The organism is uncultured Eubacterium sp., from assembly GCF_934295145.1.
Taxonomy (GTDB): Bacteria; Bacillota; Clostridia; order Lachnospirales; family Lachnospiraceae; genus Eubacterium_I.
This window is the reverse complement of the sequence record NZ_CAKRAS010000054.1, coordinates 1-20074: the sequence shown is the minus strand read 5'-3', so window position 1 is coordinate 20074 and position 20074 is coordinate 1. Positions and strand designations below refer to the sequence as shown.

The 20074-nt window shown below is 40.7% G+C and carries 15 protein-coding genes and 3 pseudogenes; all 18 read left to right on the top strand.

Annotation, left to right across the window (positions count from 1 at the left end):
- Positions 1-53: 53 nt before the first annotated feature.
- Entirely contained in the window at positions 54-1436 is a 1383-nt protein-coding gene (locus tag Q0I54_RS10645; RefSeq protein WP_296118577.1) for an LA2681 family HEPN domain-containing protein, read from the top strand.
- Between the two features lie 628 nt (positions 1437-2064).
- Positions 2065-3045, top strand: coding sequence for a hypothetical protein (locus Q0I54_RS10640; protein ID WP_296118576.1), 981 nt, complete (start codon positions 2065-2067; stop codon positions 3043-3045).
- A 103-nt stretch (positions 3046-3148) separates the two neighbouring features.
- Positions 3149-3663, top strand: a pseudogene (locus Q0I54_RS10635) (3-hydroxyacyl-CoA dehydrogenase NAD-binding domain-containing protein); the annotation flags it as partial.
- A gap of 194 nt (positions 3664-3857) precedes the next feature.
- The gene (locus tag Q0I54_RS10630) at positions 3858-5066 is read left to right on the top strand and encodes an ATP/GTP-binding protein (RefSeq protein ID WP_296118574.1); all 1209 of its coding nucleotides are present in this window, start codon (positions 3858-3860) and stop codon (positions 5064-5066) included.
- Positions 5063-5230: a hypothetical protein gene (locus Q0I54_RS10625; protein WP_367270834.1), complete on the top strand. Its 168-nt coding sequence runs from the start codon at positions 5063-5065 to the stop codon at positions 5228-5230. Before Q0I54_RS10630 ends, Q0I54_RS10625 begins: the two co-directional genes overlap by 4 nt.
- A 27-nt stretch (positions 5231-5257) precedes the next feature.
- Positions 5258-5423, top strand: a pseudogene (locus Q0I54_RS13305) (dTDP-glucose 4,6-dehydratase); the annotation flags it as partial.
- Positions 5424-5600: 177 nt separating this feature from the next.
- On the top strand, positions 5601-6362 hold the full coding sequence (locus tag Q0I54_RS10620; RefSeq protein WP_296118572.1) for a hypothetical protein: 762 nt from the start codon (positions 5601-5603) through the stop codon (positions 6360-6362).
- A 116-nt stretch (positions 6363-6478) separates the two neighbouring features.
- Complete coding sequence (locus tag Q0I54_RS10615) at positions 6479-7174, top strand: hypothetical protein (RefSeq protein WP_296118570.1); 696 nt, start codon at positions 6479-6481, stop codon at positions 7172-7174.
- Positions 7175-7202: 28 nt separating this feature from the next.
- Positions 7203-7646: a hypothetical protein gene (locus Q0I54_RS10610; RefSeq protein ID WP_296118568.1), complete on the top strand. Its 444-nt coding sequence runs from the start codon at positions 7203-7205 to the stop codon at positions 7644-7646.
- A gap of 112 nt (positions 7647-7758) precedes the next feature.
- On the top strand, positions 7759-8109 hold the full coding sequence (locus Q0I54_RS10605) for a helix-turn-helix domain-containing protein (protein ID WP_296118566.1): 351 nt from the start codon (positions 7759-7761) through the stop codon (positions 8107-8109).
- A gap of 45 nt (positions 8110-8154) precedes the next feature.
- The gene (locus Q0I54_RS10600) at positions 8155-11640 is read left to right on the top strand and encodes an InlB B-repeat-containing protein (protein WP_296118564.1); all 3486 of its coding nucleotides are present in this window, start codon (positions 8155-8157) and stop codon (positions 11638-11640) included.
- 214 nt (positions 11641-11854) lie between these two features.
- Positions 11855-13267: an efflux RND transporter periplasmic adaptor subunit gene (locus Q0I54_RS10595; RefSeq protein ID WP_296118562.1), complete on the top strand. Its 1413-nt coding sequence runs from the start codon at positions 11855-11857 to the stop codon at positions 13265-13267.
- Between the two features lie 11 nt (positions 13268-13278).
- The gene (locus Q0I54_RS10590; RefSeq protein ID WP_296118561.1) at positions 13279-13953 is read left to right on the top strand and encodes an ABC transporter ATP-binding protein; all 675 of its coding nucleotides are present in this window, start codon (positions 13279-13281) and stop codon (positions 13951-13953) included.
- The gene (locus tag Q0I54_RS10585; protein WP_296118559.1) at positions 13950-15497 is read left to right on the top strand and encodes a biotin/lipoyl-binding protein; all 1548 of its coding nucleotides are present in this window, start codon (positions 13950-13952) and stop codon (positions 15495-15497) included. The genes Q0I54_RS10590 and Q0I54_RS10585 overlap by 4 nt, the downstream gene beginning before the upstream one ends.
- Positions 15498-15512: 15 nt before the next feature.
- Positions 15513-16766 (top strand): ABC transporter permease, encoded by a 1254-nt coding sequence (locus Q0I54_RS10580; RefSeq protein ID WP_296118558.1) that lies wholly within the window; start codon positions 15513-15515, stop codon positions 16764-16766.
- A 330-nt stretch (positions 16767-17096) separates the two neighbouring features.
- Positions 17097-18377 (top strand): serine--tRNA ligase, encoded by a 1281-nt coding sequence (gene serS / locus Q0I54_RS10575; protein WP_296118556.1) that lies wholly within the window; start codon positions 17097-17099, stop codon positions 18375-18377.
- 284 nt (positions 18378-18661) lie between these two features.
- Positions 18662-19732, top strand: coding sequence for a carbamoyl phosphate synthase small subunit (locus tag Q0I54_RS10570; RefSeq protein WP_296118555.1), 1071 nt, complete (start codon positions 18662-18664; stop codon positions 19730-19732).
- A pseudogene (locus Q0I54_RS10565) lies at positions 19732-20074 on the top strand (carbamoyl-phosphate synthase large subunit); the annotation flags it as partial. The gene Q0I54_RS10570 and the pseudogene Q0I54_RS10565, both read left to right, overlap by 1 nt.

Here is a 20074-nt window from a genome sequence, read left to right as displayed (position 1 = left end):
GAATCGTGATTTCCTAAAAAGCGGAACATTGATTTCCATACGCCGGACAGGTGATGGATTTCACCCTGGATTATTCACCTATTTTTTATTATTTAGGAACAATATGTGGAGAACTTGCTAATCAGCTGCACCAAGAAGGCAAGAATTATTTAGATAGTGATATTGTTGAATATCGTAAACTGGCTCTATTGTATTTTCGGAAAGCATTAGATTACATGCAGAATTCGTCTGAGAATTTTTTGATTTTACCGCTTTTAACCAATTATGCGAATGATATTGATTCCTGTGGAAGAGTTCTCGAAGCTTTAAGACTATTTCGCGAGGCAATTAATATACAACCACAGTTTGCAATGGCATGGGGAAATTATGGCAGAACACTATCTGCCTTAGCGAATATGGTGAATGATGGTGGTCATTATAAAGAATTACATTGTTATGCATTTCAGGGAATGAGTAGAGCAATGCATCTGAAAGATCCCAATTTTCATGATGACGCAAGAAAAATTTTTGAGAGTATATTGGCAGAATATTCAGATACGACAGGGATTCCAGTTGAATATTTAAATTCAGAAATAACATTCAAGCAATATGATTTGGGAGAAGATGAAGAATATATATATCGAAATTGGTGTTTGGAAAATCATCTTTTTTTAAATCCATTGAATGATACAATGACGTTAGAGAGTGCGTTTGCGCATGATCCGCTTACGATAACTCACTATACAGAGGACAATATCAGTTCTAGATCCGAAACAAGTGCCAGAGGGGAGCCACCAAGATATTTTGCGATGCTTAATCAATTAAAGGAAGAATATATTTATTCGCGATACCTTTGTTTTGCAAGCACACAAGTATCCGGTGAAGTTCATTATGCGGACAAAAGAGTAAAGCTTTCAAATGGTTTGGATTATTCTAACTATTCTATTCGATTAGAGCAATTGAAATCGGCATATAAGATTCTTTATGGAATGTTTGATCAGATAGCATATTTTATAAATGATTTTTGGCAGATGGGATTCGTTGAGAGAAAAGCAGATGCTAACAGAGTATTTAAATCTGAAAAATATCCAATGGATAATTTGGCATTGGTTTCACTGTACTGGACATATCGAGAATTTTGGGACTGCTATGGTGATGCAGAAAAGCCATCGGAAAAGGAGATTGTTAGCCTACGAAATGCACTTGAACATAAATTTGTGAAGATACATGAGCTGCAATGGGAAGGGGAGTTGAAATTAGAGAATGATAATTTTTATCATTTAGACGAAAGTACGTTTGAAAAGTATACTATGCGTATGCTTGTTTTAGCGAGAGAAGCACTTATGTATCTAGTCTATGCAATTGGCATTAATGAGAGTAAGAAAGATGGTAAAAACCCAGACACAAAAGCAATATCATTGAAGGTGCTTGATTTTGATGATGAGTGGAAAAGGTGAGAGCGGTGGGAATATGGATAACGGTAGAAAGTTGGTGGTGGCATTCAGGAACTGGCAGCAAAAAGCCCGACTTTACATCAGTATATGATTTTTGTTGATACGATTCGGAAGTATCAGGAATATATGGAGTTTGATGCTGCGATGGAACTGGTCGTGAATGAATGTATCTGTTCCAGAGAGACTAAACGGAGTTGTGATACAGGAGAAATGGGACTTACCATGAAAATGGTGAGAAAGTTGTGCTTGGGATTGCGTAGGATTTGACAAGGATGGTTTTTATAATGAAAATGCAGCTCATGTTTCTGGATTGGCAGAGGCAAATGAGGACTAAAAATAACACAATACTGCAAATAAACACAAAAAATAGTTGACGAATATGCTTTGTGATGCTACACTCAGTGTAAGCATTAATATTCTTTAATTCATATTTGGCACAAGCCGATCTGTATTCTAATATTATTGACAGAATTTCTTAATGCTTGAATTTCAGGAAACAAGTAAAAATAGGCAGAAGGAATTTTGCGATGGGGGTGTAGCTAGTTGTAAGTAGCAGATTGTATTTATATCTTATGCAGAATACAGCAAGTCCGACAATTGTTCTTTCTGTTTATATGGAGGAGGACAATGGATGGCAAAAACGACAGAGTTGACAAAAACTGAAGGAATCACAACGGAATATATTCAGGAGGTTATGAAAGATATCCTGAAGATACTTGGTGAACCAAGCCGGGAGTACAAGGACAGAGTATTTCGGATGCTTTTGAATGACCGCAAGGTGGCATTGGAAGTGTACAATGCCATGAATGATTCAGAATATGATAATCCGAATGATCTAAAAATCACAACGTTGGAGAACGCAACATACATGGGGATGCGAAATGATGTATCGTTTGTGATCGCATCGCAATTACTGTTGTATGAGCATCAGTCAACGGTGAATAAAAATATGCCGTTACGAAATCTGATTTATGTAACCTGTGTATATGCGGTGTTGGTCAAGGATGATAATCTGTATGGCAGGAAGATGATTGAACTTCCAGAACCGAAGGTTGTAGTGTTTTATAATGGAACGGAGAATCTTCCGGATGTGTCAGAACAGCGTTTATCAGGTGCATATCAGATACATACGGGAGAGCCGGATCTGGAACTGAAGATTACAGTGCTGAATATCAATGAATGGCATAACCAGGAACTGGCAGCAAAGAGTCCGACTTTGCATCAGTATATGATTTTTGTAGATACGATTCGGAAGTATCAGGAGTATATGGATTTTGATGCTGCGATGGAGCTGGCCGTGAATGAATGTATTAAAAATGGCATTTTAGCAGATTTTTTAAAGCGCAACAAAGCGGAGGTGTTGAGAATGAGTATTTTTGAGTATGATCAGGAAGAACATCTGAGGATGGAGAGAGAAGAGTCGGAGGCAATTGGTCGGGAGATTGGTATTGAGATTGGACGCAAGGAAGGAAAAATGGAAGAAAAGCAAGAAACTTCTTTGCAGTTGGCAAATATGGGATTGTCTCTTGAGAGTATTGCCAAAGCAGTAAGAGTAAGCATGGACACAGTTGCACAATGGTTAAGCATAGAAGGAATATCAGTAAAGCAGTAGTTTAAAATTGAAATTAACAGGAATGAGAGCCAGAATGAGGAATTTCCTCCGGAGGCTCTTATTTTTGTGCAAATAAATAAAATGGTAAAGGAAGTAATAGAGTATGAAAATTGCAGTAGCAGGAACAGGATATGTAGGTTTGTCAATTGCAACGCTATTATCTCAGCATCATGAGGTTATGGCAGTCGATATTATCCCGGAGAAGGTGGAACTGATTAATCAGAAGAAGTCACCGATCCAGGATGATTATATTGAAAAATATCTGGCTGAGAAGGAACTGAATCTGACAGCTACGCTGGATGCGGAAGCAGCATACAAAGACGCAGATTATGTGGTCATCGCAGCACCGACGAATTATGACAGCAAGAAGAATTTTTTTGATACATCAGCAGTGGAAGCAGTAATTGAGCTTGTGATGCGGATGTACCGCAGAATATGATGTCTGCCATCGTTGAGTCCAATAGAACACGTAAGGATTTTATCGCAGATCGTGTATTACAGATGGCCGGATATTATGCGTATGAGGATGAAAATAATTACGATGCTTCTATGGAAAAAGAGATTGTGATCGGTGTGTACCGTCTGACGATGAAATCTAATTCTGACAATTTCCGCCAGTTTTGATGATGAGTGGAAAAGGTGAGAGCGGTGAGAATATGTAGTATGTGCAAATGATAAAATGTGGAAAATGATTTTTTATATATCATTTTAAAAATATTTTTTCTGAAAACATAGTATAAAACTTGAAAAACGGAAATAATAATCATATAATAAAAATAAATGGAATTGATATGAGAAGGAGGAAAAACAGCATGCTGTGTCAGTTTTCTTTTAAAAATTTTAAATCATATAAAGCGATAACCACATTTGATTTTCAGGCAACATCTATTCCTGAATTTTCAGATTCATTGCTAATAAGCGAAAAAGCGGATGCGCTTCTTCCGATAGGTGTCATATATGGTCCGAATGGCGGAGGAAAAACAAATCTTTTGTTGGCTCTTTCCTGTTTGATTTCTACTGTGGTTAAGCCAATCTATGAGTTAGAGAAGACAAGAGAAAAGGTTATCATTCAACAGAAGGTGAGTGCGGTACCATTTTGTTTTGATGAATTATCCAAAGAATTACCGACTGAATTTGAAGTGTATTTTAGACAGGGGAAAAATGAATATCGGTATAATTTGTCGATATGTAGTGATGAAGTTGTTGAAGAATCATTGTATTGGAAATCAATTGGCGGAAAGCGGACAGGTATGGTTTTTGACCGAGAGGGTTCTTCAATTACATTAGGCGCAAGTATCAACAAAGCCAGGATTAATCGTTTAGTAAATCCTAAAATGCCATATTTATCATTTTTAGCAATAAATTATGATATACCGGTAATTACAGAAGTACAGAAATGGTTTGAATCATGTATGATCAGAAATTATGCGAATCCGATTGCTGACAGACAGATTATGCTTTCTGATGATGAGATATATCGAAAGAGGATCATTCGGGCACTTAATGATGTTGATATTGATGTAAATGGCTACAGATATGATGAAGAGAATCGCGAACTTTATACGCAACGTATGATAGATGGAAAGATTTATGAATTGAAATTCAGTGATGAATCAGATGGAACCAAGAAGATGATTGCAGCGTTACCTGTGATTTTGCTTGCACTGCAAGAGGGGCGTTTGGTAATTATTGATGAATTAGATGCAAAACTTCATCCTAAGTTACTTCGGTATGTGATTTCCCTGTTTAAGAATAGAAATGTAAATAAAAATGGAGCACAGCTACTTTTTACGTCTCATGATATGACGACAATGAAGAACACTGTTTTTAGACGGGATGAAATCTGGTTTGCAGCAGAAAATGCAAAGCATGAAAGTGAGATATATTCACTATATGAAATTCGTAGAGAAAATAACGAACGGGTAAATAGTACAGCAGCTTATGATAAGCAATATCTGGAGGGGCGTTATGGAGCAGATCCATATCTTACGAATATGTTGGCAGGAGGCGAGTGGCTATGAGTTTAAAACCTCCGAAAAAAAGTGATCTGGGTAAAAGCTGGATGAAACCACGACGAGATAAGAATATCATGATTTGCCCGGAGTATCATTTGATCATTACAGAAGGAACTGAAACAGAACCACAGTATTTCGAAGCAATCAGGGATAGATTGTTCAGATTATGACGAATTTGCAAATGTTATCAGACGTATTTGATCATCCATAAAGGACGCGTGGGTGAGGTTTATAATGTCGATGGACATAACGAGAAGAAGAATATCGACATTTCAGTGGTATCTGGATAACCGTGAGTGGTGAGAGACTATCATCAGTGGTGAGTATCAGAATTATTATGAGAAGATGTATGGCAATCGGTAGGATTGCCGTGGTGGAAGGCCGTCTCGGGAGGGGCGGTCTTTTTTAAGAGGAAAAGAAACTTTAAACGACAAATATAATTTAATATATCACAAATGAGGATTATGAATGATACAATATTGCGATCAAATACAAAAAATAGTTGATGAATACACCATCAGATTGGAAAATGCAATTTATATGGGGATGAAGAATGATGTATCATTTGTGATTGCATCGCAGCTGGTTTTATATGAACATCAGTCGACAGTAAATAAAAACATGCCATTGCGAAATTTGATTTATGTAACATGTATCTATTCTGCATTGACCAGAAATGAAAATTTGTATGGAAGAAAGATGATTTCATTGCCAGAACCGAAATTTGTGGTATTCTATAATGGAACAGAGAAAATTCCGGATGTAGTAGAGCAGCGTTTATCAGAAGCATATATGAAACATTCTGGTGAACCGGATTTGGATTTAAAGATTACGATACTGAATATTAACGAAGGACATAATATGGAATTAGCAGCAAAGAGTCCAACGTTGCATCAGTATATGATTTTTGTAGATACTGTTCGAAAATATCAGGAGCAAATGAAGTTTGAATTGGCAATAGAAAAAGCTGTGGATGAATGTATCCAGAATGGGATTTTAGCAGATTTTCTGAAGCGTAATCGATCGGAGGTGTTACGAATGAGTATTTTTGAATATGATCAGGAAACACATATAAAGCAGGAGCGGGAAGAGTCGTTGGCGATAGGTGAGGAAAGAGGCTATTTAAAAACGCTGATTCGGCAGACAATCAAAAAAATAGCTAAAGGATTAAATGAGGAAGACATTGTTGGGGCATTAGAAGAAGATCCTGATGTGATTCGTAAAATTTGTGTAGTGGCAAGTAAGTATGCACCGAATTATGATGTAGATCAGATTTGTGCAGAGTTATTACAGGAAAAATAAAGAATGATGAAAAATTAAAAAAAGGCATGTTGAGAGATACTTGACATGTCTTTTGTTTTATAATAATATACGTATATACGTAACGTATATACAAAAAACAGAGAGGATGATATAAAATGGGAGACGTAAGTATTATTGCCAGAAGGCATGCAGATGGACATGTCGAATATGGATGGAGCGGAAATGGTGGCTACTTTAAGATGGTCGGTGTCAGACTTCTGATATGGTATTCTCATCCGGAAACAGTAGATTATCTTTTTGGCTTAGGGCAGACTAGAATGATTGGAAGACCAGGAGGAAATAGCTGGTTAGAAGCGCAAGCATTGACGGGTGAACCATTTTGGATAGGGGATACGGAGCGAGAAATTTTTGGAAAGATAATGTTTGTTGATTATGGCTATTTTTATGATTTGGATCAGAGATGGTACTACATTATTCCAGGGCCTTTTAGAATAAAAGTACCGTTAGAATTGATAGAAAAGCATTTGGATGAAAATGATTATGAATTTGAGTATAGACGCAAAGTAGAGGATCAGGTACTCAGATATATGTTAACAGAGTATAAATATAAAGAGGCAGATTCTGATTTTAAAAATTATATTGAAAAAAAAGGTTATTGCGTAGAAAAAGTAATGGAAGATATAAGTGAAAACGATATATTATCTGCAAGAAAGTTATATGAGCACTACAGAGAAATTTATGATTATTTCGACGATTGGGTTTTAATAAAGGCAAATGAGTTTAATTCAGAAATTACGGACATTATTGTGAAGAGAAAGTTAGGGAAGCATATAGAAACTTGTGAATGGTAAATAAATCGAGAGAGGGGAAGATAACAAAATGAAAGTATATTATTTGAAATTAACGAGGAAAAAAGCGGGAATATTATTTGCACAGCCTACTGATACGGAAGTGAGAGTTTTCTCGTCTATTGAAAAGATGGAGGAATGGCTTTTACAGAATGATTTTATATATGGTCAGATGGACTTTTTTAAATATGATGAAGGTGAACGCGAATGGTGTAAGAAAAATGCTACATGGCAGGAATTTATAGTTACTGAAATATTTGAGATGGAATTAGATGATTTATCTGAGTCGAAATTTAGTGATGAAAGTCTGAAGCGTGAAAAAGAGGAATTGAAAAAACTTGAACAGGACCGAAAGCTGTCGCTTCAATGTGTAAAGGCTGGGATACCAATTGATGCAGTTGCAAAAGTTATGAAACGTGATATAGAAGAGATTGAAAAATGGGTAAAAGAAGATGAAAAGGGAAAGAGATGGTAATATAGTATTATCAAAATAGTAATTGTCAAATATTTATACCACAGTTATAATGAAAAAGTAACATATTGGAAAATAGATAAGTAGTGAATATGAGTAGTGTAGGAATTAATATATGTTAATCAGCCAGAAAATATTTTCATTAATAAAACAGCGTGGTATGACACAAAAAGAATTTTCAGAACGGACAGAGATATCTCAAAGTACGATTAGCGATTGGAAGCGAAAAGGAACAAATCCGTCTGCAGATAAAATTTTGAAAATATGTGAGGTGCTGCAGGTAACCCCATATGAACTGTTAGCAGAGAATAATAGTGTGAATGAAATATTGCAGGTTGTTCCAGATGTTATCTTGAATCATGAAGAGGATTTTTTGGTAGAATCTTTTCGAAAATTGGATATAAAACAAAAAAATCGAGTATTAGGATATTTGGAAGCAATGAAAGAAATACCTGATAAAGGATAATAATAGAGAAACAAGCAGTATCGCCAGAAATCAAGGGAGGAACAAATGAAAAAGAAACGATTACTGGCACTTTGTATGAGTGCACTGTTGCTTGCATGGCCATTGGGAGAGGCACATGCGGAGCAGCCACACAATCAGGACAGAGGTTCTGTTGTGAATGATGCTACGAGTGAGATGATGACAGGAGGATATATAGAGAGTGATCTTGATCAGAATACCCCGGTATATGAACCACAGATTGCGATGTATTCAGCAATCCCGTCTTCCTATCAGACCGATCCGACAGAACTGGAGGAAAAATATCCAACAACACGAGACCAGAATCCGTATGGTACCTGTTGGGCTTTTTCGTCACTTGGACTGGCTGAGTATGATCTGATCAACGATGGTACAGCAGATAAAAGTATTGATCTGAGTGAACTGCAGCTGGCATATTTTACCTATAATTCTGTGACAGATCCACTTGGTGGCACAGCTGGTGATGAAGCGACGTATTACAATGAAAATGCGGCTGTGTCATATTTACATTATGGCGGCAATTATGAAATGGCATCCCGCAGACTGGGACAGTGGATTTCGCCTGATACGGAGGCAGATGTTCCGTACAGCAATGCACAAAATGTATTGGAAAATGGACTGGATGCAAGTTATGCCTATAAAGCAGGAATGCCACATCTGGAAAATGCATATCTGATCAATATCAAGGAAAATCAGGATGATGTAAAACAGCAGATCATGGAGCATGGTGCAGCAGGTATTATGTATTATCACGATGATACTGCAATGGGATGGAATGATGCGTTGGCACGTTACACTTATTATGACACTGGATCTGGCGGTGGCGGCCATGCAGTGATGATTGTCGGTTGGGATGACAATTTTTCCAAAGATAATTTCACAGGAGCAAATAAACCGTCTTCTGATGGCGCATGGCTGATCAGAAACAGTTGGGGAATGTATTGCAATTATTTTTGGATGTCCTATGAGACAGCTTCGCTGTCTGATACTGCCTGGATATTTGATTTTAATGCGAATGATGGGTTCGATAATAACTATCAGTATGATGGTGGTGCAAATGTATGGCATTCAAATCAGTATAACACGATGGCGAATGTATTTACGACACAGGAAACAAAGGGTATTTCAGCAGAACTTTTGAAAGCGGTTTCAGTGTCTATGACAAGTGCCGCAAATGTGAATTATACAATTGACATTTATACAGACATGACAAAGTCAAATGATCCGACAAGTGGTGTACATCAGACGGATGCGACAACACAGGGGCAGACTGCTTACGCAGGTGTATATACGATCGAATTCGAGAATGCAGTTAAATTAAAACCAGGAAGTACATACGCAGTAGTTGTAAGTGTTGACAAGTGTGCGCTGGATTATGAGCAAGGATCCAGTCTTTGCAGTGCTGATGATTCTTCTAAATATGTGTGGTACGCACCTGTAAGTCTGGGAAATGGTAAGACTTTATATGCATATAATCAGGGAAAAAATTTTGCTGCTTACACATGGGGAAATCTGTGTGTAAAAGCGTTTACTTCAAATGTGAAAGAGGAGATTGAAAGCTACACAGTGTCATTTGATGCAAATGGTGGGAGCGTGAAATCAACATCTAAGACAGTATTTCAGGGAGATACTTATGGTAGTATGCCGATACCGGAAAGAACTGGATACACATTTGCAGGCTGGTATACAGCTGCAGAAGGTGGAGAGCAGGTGACTGATAGTACACAGGTAAATCTATCAGAAAATCAGACGCTGTATGCGCACTGGACGCTTAATAAATATACGATTACTTTTGATGCAAATGGTGGACAGGTTGATCAGACAGGCAAAGTGGTAAGTTATTCGGAAACCTATGGGGTGTTACCTACACCAACCAGAATTGGCTATTCATTTGCAGGTTGGTATACAAATGCGACAGGTGGATATCAAGTAAAAGCTGATTCACAAGTATCTTTTGCAAATGATCAGACCTTGTATGCACATTGGACAGCTAATAGTTACACAGTAACGTTCAATGCAAATGGAGGTCAGGTAAGTACAGGCAGTAAGGCGGTAACTTATGATGGCATGTATGGAGAGTTACCAGTTCCAAGCAAAGCGGGTTATACATTTGCAGGCTGGTACACAGCAGCCGATAATGGGAATAAAGTTGAAACTGCAAACAAAGTGGAAATTACTGCAGATCAGACATTATACGCACATTGGGAAAAAGATATAGAGAAATACACGGTTACTTTTGATGCAAATGGAGGAAAAGTAGAACAAAGTACCAAAGAAGTAATTTCTGGCGAAACATATGGAGAATTACCGGCACCAAGCAGAGCAGGTTATACATTTGCAGGCTGGTACACAGCAGCAAATGGAGGAAGTAAAGTGGAGTCTGCAAGCAAAGTAAGTATCACATCAAACCAGACTTTGTATGCACATTGGACAGCTAATAGTTATACGGTAACGTTCAATGCAAATGGAGGCCAGGTAAGTACAAGTAGTAAAGCGGTAACTTATGATGGCACGTATGGAGAGTTACCAGTTCCAAGCAAAGCGGGTTATACATTTGCAGGCTGGTACACAGCAGCAAATGGAGGAAGCAAAGTAGAGTCTGCAAGCAAAGTAAGTATCACATCAAATCAGACGCTGTATGCGCACTGGACAGCTAATGGTTATACGGTAACGTTCAATGCAAATGGAGGTCAGGTAAATACAAGCAGTAAGGCGGTAACTTATGATGGCACGTATGGAGAGTTACCAGTTCCAAGCAAAGCGGGTTATATATTTGCAGGCTGGTACACAGCAGCAAATGGAGGAAACAAAGTAGAATCTACTAGTAAAGTAAATATCACATCGAACCAGACGCTGTATGCACACTGGACAAAAGAAGAGGTAAAACCGGATCCAACACCGACACCGGCTCCAGAGCCAACCTATGGCACAGGTATTTATACGGTAAATGGTGAGGATGTGTATTATCTGAATGGAAACCGCCAGTATATCACGGATGTTGCAAAGGTAAATGGCACCTGGTACAACCTTGTGAATGGCGTTGTACAGAAATATATTACGGTAGCCAAGAATCACAATGGCTGGTGGTACATTGATGCAAATGGAAAAGTTGATTTTAATGCAAATACGGTAGCGAAAAATCAGAACGGCTGGTGGCTGATTCGTGGAGGAAAAGTAGACTTCAGTGCGAATACGGTAGCGAAGAACCAGAATGGATGGTGGATCATTCGCGGAGGAAAAGTAGATTTCAGCGCGAATACCGTAGCGAAAAATGAAAATGGCTGGTGGCTGATCCGTGGAGGAAAAGTGGATTTCAGCGCATATACCGTGGCAAAGAATGAGAATGGCTGGTGGCGTATCGAAGGCGGAAAAGTTAACTTTGGTTTCAATGGACTGGCAAACAATCAGAATGGCTGGTGGTACATCAGAAATGGAAAAGTGGATTTTTCTCATAACGGATATGTATGGCTGAGCGGCAGACGTTACCGCATTGTAAATGGAAAGGTTCGATAATCATTTATTTATAAAAATAAAAATTAAGGGTATCTTAATAGTATTAAAAATCACCTCATGATAAAATGGTTACAAAAGGAAATTCTGTAGCCATTTTTGTTTGCCGGGAAAATTTTGCCGGGAGATTTTTGCCAGAAGATTGTATGACTGTGCATTTGGGGCGAAACGTGTGAGTGCCGGCTGACAGACTTTCCGATTATAGGAGGAGCGCGATATGAGCAAAAAGAAAAAAATCATTTTGGCAGTTGTGATCGTTATAATTGCCGCAGCAGTAGCAGTTGGTTTTTTCCTGAAAGGCAAACTGGGAAAAAGCAGTGGTGGCGGAGATGCAGCATACGTGGAATCGGTGCAGTCTCTGGTAAATGGTGTGAATGGTGGAGGACAGAACCGTTACATGGGTGTGGTAGAGTCTCAGGATACCTGGGATGTGAATCTGACATCTGATCAGACCGTAAAGGAAATTTTTGTATCCGTAGGTGATGAAGTGCAGGAGGGAACTCCATTATTCGAGTACAAGACAGATGACCTGAGTCTGCAGATCGCACAGGCAAAATTGGAACTTGAAACCATTGCTAACCAGATCACGGATTACAACAATCAGATCAAGACACTGACAGCAGAGAAAAATGCTGCATCCAAGGATGAGCAGTTTAATTATACCGTACAGATCCAGAGCCTGCAGACATCCATCAAGCAGTCTGAGTACGAGCAGCAGAGCAAAAAATTAGAAATTCAGAAGATGGAAGATACCATGTCTCAGTCAACCGTGACCAGCAAGATCAATGGTATTGTAAAATCCATCAACGAGAATGGCGACACAGATCAGTACGGCAATCAGCAGCCGTTTATGTCGATTCTGACTACCGGTGATTACCGTGTCAAAGGTACGGTCAACGAGACAAACGTATACAGTCTTTCCGAGGGACAGAGTGTCATTTTACGTTCCAGAGTGGATGAGACAAAGACATGGACCGGAACCATTGAAAAAATTGATACGGAAAATAAAGAAACAGATAATAACAATATGTATTATGACGGTTCCAATTCTGATAATCAGTCCAGCAAGTATCCGTTTTATATCAAACTGGATTCCGCAGACGGCCTGATGCTTGGACAGCATCTGTATGTGGAACTGGATGAGGGACAGACCGAGACAAAGGACGGTATCTGGCTTTACAGCGGATATATTGTACAGGATGAGGATACTCCATACGTATGGGCAGATAACGGTAAGGGAAAACTGGAGAAACGCACGGTTGAACTTGGTGAATATGACGAAGGTATGGATCTGTATGAAATCAAATCCGGTCTGGAGATGACCGATTATATCGCATGGCCGATATCCGGATTCCATGCAGGTTTAAAGACAACGACAAATATGGATGAAGGCATGGTGGAAGAATACCCGGAGGATGATATGCTTTCGGAAGATGCGGGTGAAGGTATGATGGAGGAAGGATATACCGAAGATTTCTCTTCTGACGGAGAAACCGATTCCTATAACATGGACGGGGATGCTGATGCCGGTTCTATGGATGAGAGTGATATGCAGCCGGTAGACGATGGAACAACAGATGGAGATACAGGGGCTGACACAGGAAGTGCAGACACTCCGGCAGCGGAATAGGGGGTGTGTATATGCTTTTAAATCTCAGTCATATTTATAAGGATTATCAGCAGGAAAAACTGGTAGTTCCTGTATTGAAGGACGTGAGCCTTTCCGTGGAAGAGGGCGAATATGTGGCGATCATGGGACCATCCGGTTCCGGAAAAACTACGCTGATGAATATTATCGGGTGTCTGGATCTTCCAACTAGCGGAACATATGAGCTTGCGGGGGACGATGTATTGAAATATAAGGATCGCGAGCTTGCTGATGTCAGATTGAACAGCATCGGATTTGTATTTCAGAGTTTTCACCTGCTTCCGAGAGAATCCGCACTGGAAAATGTAGCGCTTCCGCTGATTTATGCGGGTGTGAAAAAGGCGGACAGGGAAAAACGTGCGGCAGCAGCGTTGGACCGTGTGGGTCTGGCAGACCGTGTGGATTTCAAACCGACCCAGCTCTCCGGTGGACAGAAACAGCGTGTGGCCATTGCCCGTGCTATGGTAAATAATCCGAAAATCCTGCTGGCAGACGAGCCGACAGGTGCGTTGGATTCCAAGTCCGGCAAGCAGATCATGGAACTTTTTGACCGGTTAAACGAAGAAGGTGTAACAATTGTTATGATCACACATGATGCAAAAATTGCTTCTTACGCAAAACGTGTGATCCGCATTATCGATGGTGAGATAGAGGAGGCGGCAGAATGAAAAATAAGAAAGTCATGAAACGTATTCTTATCATCGCCATTGTTGCTGCTGTGGCAGCCGGAGGAATCGGTGGTGGAGTGTATGCGCAGCGGTCTAAAATGACGGCGGAAGTACAGTCTGTGTCAAATCTGAACAGTGGATACTGGGGCGATGATATCAACAGTTCCGGACTGGTTACCAATGATTATTCTCAGACTGTGGAGATTTCAAAGGATGATGAAATCAAGGAAGTGTACGTGGAGGAAGGACAGCAGGTGCAGAAAGGTGATAAACTGCTGGCGCTGGATACCACGGTGGCATCTTTGAATCTGCAGGGAAAACAGCTGGAAGTGGAGAATCTGAAAAATCAGATCACCATTGCCCAAAATGATTTAAAGAAGTTAAAAAATACAAAACCATATGTGGAACCGTCCAATCCGGTGACTCCGGAGCCGTCCACACCGCAAGTGCAGGAAATGACCGGAAATGCGTACAATTATATTTCCTGGACAGCGGTTCCATATAATCAGGACAGCGCGGATGGCAGCGAAGAGAACCCATATCGTTATCTGTGTACCGAATCGGCGTATGTGACCGGAGCTTTTTTGAGTCAGCTGGCAGAAGAAAAAACATATGCTATATTTGAAATCCGGGAAAACAATGATGTTTCCGGAGAACTTGTGACAGCATGGGAGGTAGACGGTGCTCAGATCGTTGTGCCGGATGGAGATACGAAATGGTCCGTGTATGATCACAGCCAGATCACAGATGATGCGTCTGACGCAGGAGATGATACGACAACGGTCGATGATGGATCCAATGATGCAGGCGGTTATACGCAGAGTGAATTGAACGATATGATCGCAGAGCAGGAGAAAAAGATCAAAGATCTGGATCTGGATAAGCGAAAAGCGGAACTTGAGGTAGAAAAACTGAAAGCGCAGAGCACAGATGGTATCGTTTATGCAACAGTTACCGGTGTGGTAAAAAATCTGCAGGACAAAGACAATCTGCCAAATGATGGTACACCGTTTATGGAAGTAACCGGATCAGAAGGTCTGTATGTAACCGGAGGAATCAGTGAGCTGCTTTTAGATCAGGTAAAACCGGGACAGATGGTCAGTGTTTCTTCCTGGGAGAGCGGAACAAGCTGTGAGGCAGAAATTACCGAGATCAAGAATTACCCGTCCTCCGATGTGTCTTCTTATAGCGATGGTAACAACAATGTGTCTTACTATCCATTTGTGGCTTATATTGAGGACAGTACAGGATTGCGAAATGGGGAATATGTGGATCTGACCATGACCGTTTCAGGTAACGAAGATAGCAGTTCGCTCTATATTTTTAAAGGCTATGTCCGCACAGAAAACGGAAGATCCTATGTGCTGAAAGCAGATGAAAATGACCGGCTGGTAAAGCAGTATGTGAAAACCGGAAGGATTATTTACGGAGATACCATTGAAATCAAATCCGGCCTGACGGAGGATGACCGCATTGCATTTCCATATGGAAAGACAGCAAAAGAAGGCATCCGCGCAGTAAATGCCGATGAATCATCAAATTAAGGGGAGGTGCGTGAAATGTTAGAAAATATTAGACTGTCCTTTCAGGGCATCTGGTCACATAAAATGCGTTCCTTTCTGACGATGCTTGGTATTATTATCGGCATTGGTGCAATTATTGCGATTGTTTCCACAATTCAGGGAACGAATGAACAGATCAAGCAGAACCTGGTAGGAGCCGGAAACAATGCGGTAACGGTTCAGCTTTATCAGGATGAATGGGCGTACGAAATGGATTACAACGGAATTCCGGATGGTGTTCCGGTGATCAGTGACGATACCATGCAGCAGATTCTGGCGGTAGATGGTGTGGAAGAAGCTTCCCGTTACACAAGCCGTCAGGGATATGGTACGGTATGCTACGGGAATACATCTCTTTCCGGTGGTTATGTCATGGGGATTGATGCTAATTATCTGGATACTTGCAGCTATGTCATCAAAGAAGGCCGTGGTTTTGACAGTAACGATTATGCGAAATACAGAAAAATAGCGATTTTGGATCAGGATAGCGCATCTTCCCTGTTTCAGGGAGAAGATGCAATTGGAAAAACCATCGAGATTCAGGGAGAACCGTACATTGTAGTTGGAATTGCGGACAAAAAAGATGGCTTTGAGCCGGTGATTAATTCCATGGACGATTACTATACTTATATGCAGGACAGCAGTGGAAGAGTATTTATTCCATCTGCCACATGGCCGATCGTATTTCAGTATGATGAGCCGCAGAGTGTGGTCTTGAAGGCAACGGATACTGATTCCATGGCGTCCGCAGGTCAGGCAGTGGCAGATATCCTGAATGCGAATCTTACAGTATCTGACAGCACGATCCAGTACAAAGGACAGGATCTGCTGAAACAGGCACAGGATATTCAGGAACTGAGCCAGTCCACAAACCGCATGTTGATCTGGATTGCAGGAATTTCCCTGCTGGTAGGTGGTATCGGTGTTATGAATATTATGCTGGTGTCTGTGACAGAGCGTACACAGGAAATCGGTCTGAAGAAAGCCATTGGAGCAAAGAAAAGTCACATCCTCGGTCAGTTTTTGACAGAGGCAGCCGTGTTGACCAGTCTTGGTGGTATTATCGGAGTGGTAGCAGGTATCATACTGGCGGAGGTAATATCGAAAGTCAGCCAAATGCCGGTGGTTATCAGTGTGCCGGCGGCGATCATTGCAGTTGTATTCTCTATGGGAATCGGAATTATATTTGGATTACTGCCATCTTATAAGGCAGCGAATCTGAAACCGATCGATGCACTGCGCCGCGAATAAATCTTGCTTGTGGGGTTGAAAAAATTGAAGTATTGAAGGGGACTGAGTTCATTTTGTCTTCTTAGCTAATAATCGCTTTCGAAGAAAAAATGAACTCAGTCCCCATTTACATATTGGCTAAATTTTTTCAACCACGACGGCGCTGCGTGCCGCATGTGCAGTTACTGTATAAGAAACATCGTGCTGCACATGCAGAGTAAAGCGGACATTCGCAATCCGATTTCGCTTTATATGCCAAAATTTTAGCCAAGAACACGATGAACAAGGCTTGAATATTGCTGTGAATCAGTGTATACTTTTGAAAGAATAAAATTTCCTCAGGAGGAAGCTATGATTGACATTAAGTTTTTAAGAGAAAACCCGGATATTGTAAAACAGAATATCAAAAATAAATTTCAGGATCATAAACTTGGTCTGGTTGACGAAGTGATCGAGTTAGATGCATCATCCAGAGCTGTTCAGCAGGAAGCTGACGATCTGCGTGCCAATAGAAACCGTATTTCCAAACAGATCGGTGCACTGATGGGACAGGGCAAAAAAGAAGAAGCTATGGCATTAAAAGAGCAGGTTGCCAAAGATGCAGAGCGTCTGACAGAGCTTGAAGCACAGGAAGGCGAGCTTCAGGAGAAAATCAAAAAAATCATGATGATCATTCCGAACATCATTGATCCGTCTGTTCCGATTGGAAAAGATGACAGTGAGAACGTAGAAGTTGAGCGTTTTGGTGAGCCGGTTGTTCCGGATTTCGAGATTCCGTATCATACAGAAATCATGGAGAAATTTGACGGTATCGATCTTGACAGCGCAAGAAAAGTAGCCGGAAACGGTTTTTATTATCTGAAAGGGGATATTGCCCGTCTGCACTCCGCAGTTCTGGCTTATGCCCGTGACTTTATGATCGACCGCGGATTCACATACTGCATCCCGCCATATATGATCAGAAGTAACGTTGTTACCGGTGTTATGAGTTTTGATGAGATGGATGCTATGATGTACAAGATCGAAGGCGAAGATCTGTATCTGATCGGTACTTCCGAGCATTCTATGATTGGAAGCTTTATTGATACAATGATCGATGAGGATCAGCTGCCGAAGACACTGACCAGCTATTCTCCGTGTTTCCGTAAAGAGAAAGGTGCTCATGGTATTGAGGAGAGAGGTGTATATCGTATCCATCAGTTTGAGAAGCAGGAAATGATCGTTGTCTGCAAACCGGAAGATTCCATGATGTGGTATGACAAATTATGGCAGAATACGGTAGATTTATTCCGCAGCCTTGATATTCCGGTTCGTACTTTAGAGTGCTGCTCCGGTGATCTTGCTGACCTGAAAGTAAAATCTGTTGATGTAGAGGCATGGTCTCCACGTCAGAAGAAATATTTTGAGGTAGGAAGCTGTTCTAACCTTGGTGACGCTCAGGCAAGACGTCTTAGAATTCGTGTCAAAGGAAAAGACGGCAAGAAATATCTGGCACACACATTAAATAATACGGTTGTTGCTCCGCCAAGAATGCTGATCGCATTCTTGGAGAACAACTTAAATGCTGATGGAACTGTAAATATTCCAAAAGCATTACAGCCATACATGGGTGGAAAAACAAAAATTGAGTAATGAATAAAAGACGGCAAGGCCTGGCGATAAAGTCGGGTCTTGCCGTTGTTGCATATTAAAATAAAGTGTCATGAAGTATGTTAAAAGTTAGTATTGAAAAACATAGAAAATTGTGATAAAATACCTACAATTTGTATATATGGCAGAAAAGTGAATATTATGCATGTATAATGTATAAATATACAAGAAAAGAGAAAATTCCCTCTTTTTTTTTGCAACAAGCCAGGAAATACATGTTAAAATAATAGTGTATATTGTAAAAAAGAGAAAGGACGGGCGAATAAATGAAAGCATTTCTGATTCTGGAAGACGGTACAGTATTTACCGGAACAAGCATTGGTTCGACAAAGAGCGTGATCAGTGAGATCGTCTTCAATACTTCCATGACTGGTTATCTGGAGGTTTTGACAGACCCATCCTATGCGGGACAGGCAGTCGTAATGACTTATCCGCTGATTGGAAATTATGGAATTACACCGGACATGGAGTCTGCGCAGCCATGGCCGGACGGATACATCGTAAGAGAGTTATCCAGAATTCCGAGCAACTTCCGCTGCCAGGGAACGATTCAGGATTTCCTGAAAGAGCATGATATCCCTGGAATCGCAGGAATTGATACACGAGCACTTACAAAAATCCTGCGTGAAAAAGGAACCATGAACGGCATGATCACCACTGATGAAAATTACAAACTTGATGAAATTCTGCCTCAGCTTCATGTATACAATACGGGAAATGTGGTGGACAAGGTGACCTGCAGTGAGAAAGAAGTGCTGAAAGCAGACGGTTATAAAGTAGCTCTGCTGGACTTCGGTGCAAAGAATAACATTGCACAGTCTCTGCACAAACGTGGCTGCGAAGTTACAATTTACCCGGCACACACAACAGCCGAGGAAATTCTTGCTTCCAACCCGGACGGAATCATGCTTTCTAACGGACCTGGAGATCCGAAAGCCTGCACAGATATTATCAAAGAAGTGAAAAAACTTTACGATTCTGAAGTGCCGATTTTTGCAATCTGTTTAGGACATCAGCTGATGGCATTAGCTACCGGCGCAGATACTTACAAATTGAAATACGGCCACAGAGGCGGCAATCATCCGGTAAAAGATCTGGAGACAGGTCGTGTATACATTTCATCTCAGAACCACGGATACGCGGTTGATGCAGAAAGTCTTGACCCGACAGTAGCAGTTCCGGCATTTACAAATGTAAACGACGGAACCAACGAGGGACTCAAATATACTGGCAAGAATATCTTTACCGTACAGTTCCATCCGGAAGCATGCCCTGGACCACAGGATTCCGGATACCTGTTTGACAAGTTTATTGAAATGATGGGAGGACAGAAATAATGCCAAAGAGATCAGATATCAAAAAAGTATTAGTAATCGGTTCCGGTCCGATCGTTATCGGACAGGCGGCTGAGTTTGATTATGCGGGTACACAGGCATGCCGTTCTCTGAAAGAGGAAGGCGTTGAGGTTTGTCTGGTAAACTCCAACCCGGCAACCATCATGACAGATAAACAGATCGCAGATCAGGTTTACATTGAGCCGCTGACTGTCGATGTGTTAAAACAGATTATTTTAAAAGAAAAACCGGACAGTGTACTTCCAACTCTGGGGGGACAGGCAGGCCTGAACCTTGGTATGGAACTGGCAGAATCCGGATTCTTAGAGGAGAACGGTGTAAAAC

Bases quoted from the DNA above. Each gene is read 5' to 3' on its own strand.
- Q0I54_RS10615 (WP_296118570.1), top strand. From the start codon at position 6,479: ATGGGAGACGTAAGTATTATTGCCAGAAGGCATGCAGATGGACATGTC.
- Q0I54_RS10600 (WP_296118564.1), top strand. From the start codon at position 8,155: ATGAAAAAGAAACGATTACTGGCACTTTGTATGAGTGCACTGTTGCTT.
- serS (WP_296118556.1), top strand. From the start codon at position 17,097: ATGATTGACATTAAGTTTTTAAGAGAAAACCCGGATATTGTAAAACAG.
- Q0I54_RS10630 (WP_296118574.1), top strand. From the start codon at position 3,858: ATGCTGTGTCAGTTTTCTTTTAAAAATTTTAAATCATATAAAGCGATA.
- Q0I54_RS10580 (WP_296118558.1), top strand. From the start codon at position 15,513: ATGTTAGAAAATATTAGACTGTCCTTTCAGGGCATCTGGTCACATAAA.
- Q0I54_RS10590 (WP_296118561.1), top strand. From the start codon at position 13,279: ATGCTTTTAAATCTCAGTCATATTTATAAGGATTATCAGCAGGAAAAA.
- Q0I54_RS10610 (WP_296118568.1), top strand. From the start codon at position 7,203: ATGAAAGTATATTATTTGAAATTAACGAGGAAAAAAGCGGGAATATTA.
- Q0I54_RS10625 (WP_367270834.1), top strand. From the start codon at position 5,063: ATGAGTTTAAAACCTCCGAAAAAAAGTGATCTGGGTAAAAGCTGGATG.
- Q0I54_RS10645 (WP_296118577.1), top strand. From the start codon at position 54: ATGGATTTCACCCTGGATTATTCACCTATTTTTTATTATTTAGGAACA.
- Q0I54_RS10595 (WP_296118562.1), top strand. From the start codon at position 11,855: ATGAGCAAAAAGAAAAAAATCATTTTGGCAGTTGTGATCGTTATAATT.
- Q0I54_RS10570 (WP_296118555.1), top strand. From the start codon at position 18,662: ATGAAAGCATTTCTGATTCTGGAAGACGGTACAGTATTTACCGGAACA.
- Q0I54_RS10640 (WP_296118576.1), top strand. From the start codon at position 2,065: ATGGCAAAAACGACAGAGTTGACAAAAACTGAAGGAATCACAACGGAA.
- Q0I54_RS10585 (WP_296118559.1), top strand. From the start codon at position 13,950: ATGAAAAATAAGAAAGTCATGAAACGTATTCTTATCATCGCCATTGTT.
- Q0I54_RS10605 (WP_296118566.1), top strand. From the start codon at position 7,759: ATGTTAATCAGCCAGAAAATATTTTCATTAATAAAACAGCGTGGTATG.
- Q0I54_RS10620 (WP_296118572.1), top strand. From the start codon at position 5,601: ATGGGGATGAAGAATGATGTATCATTTGTGATTGCATCGCAGCTGGTT.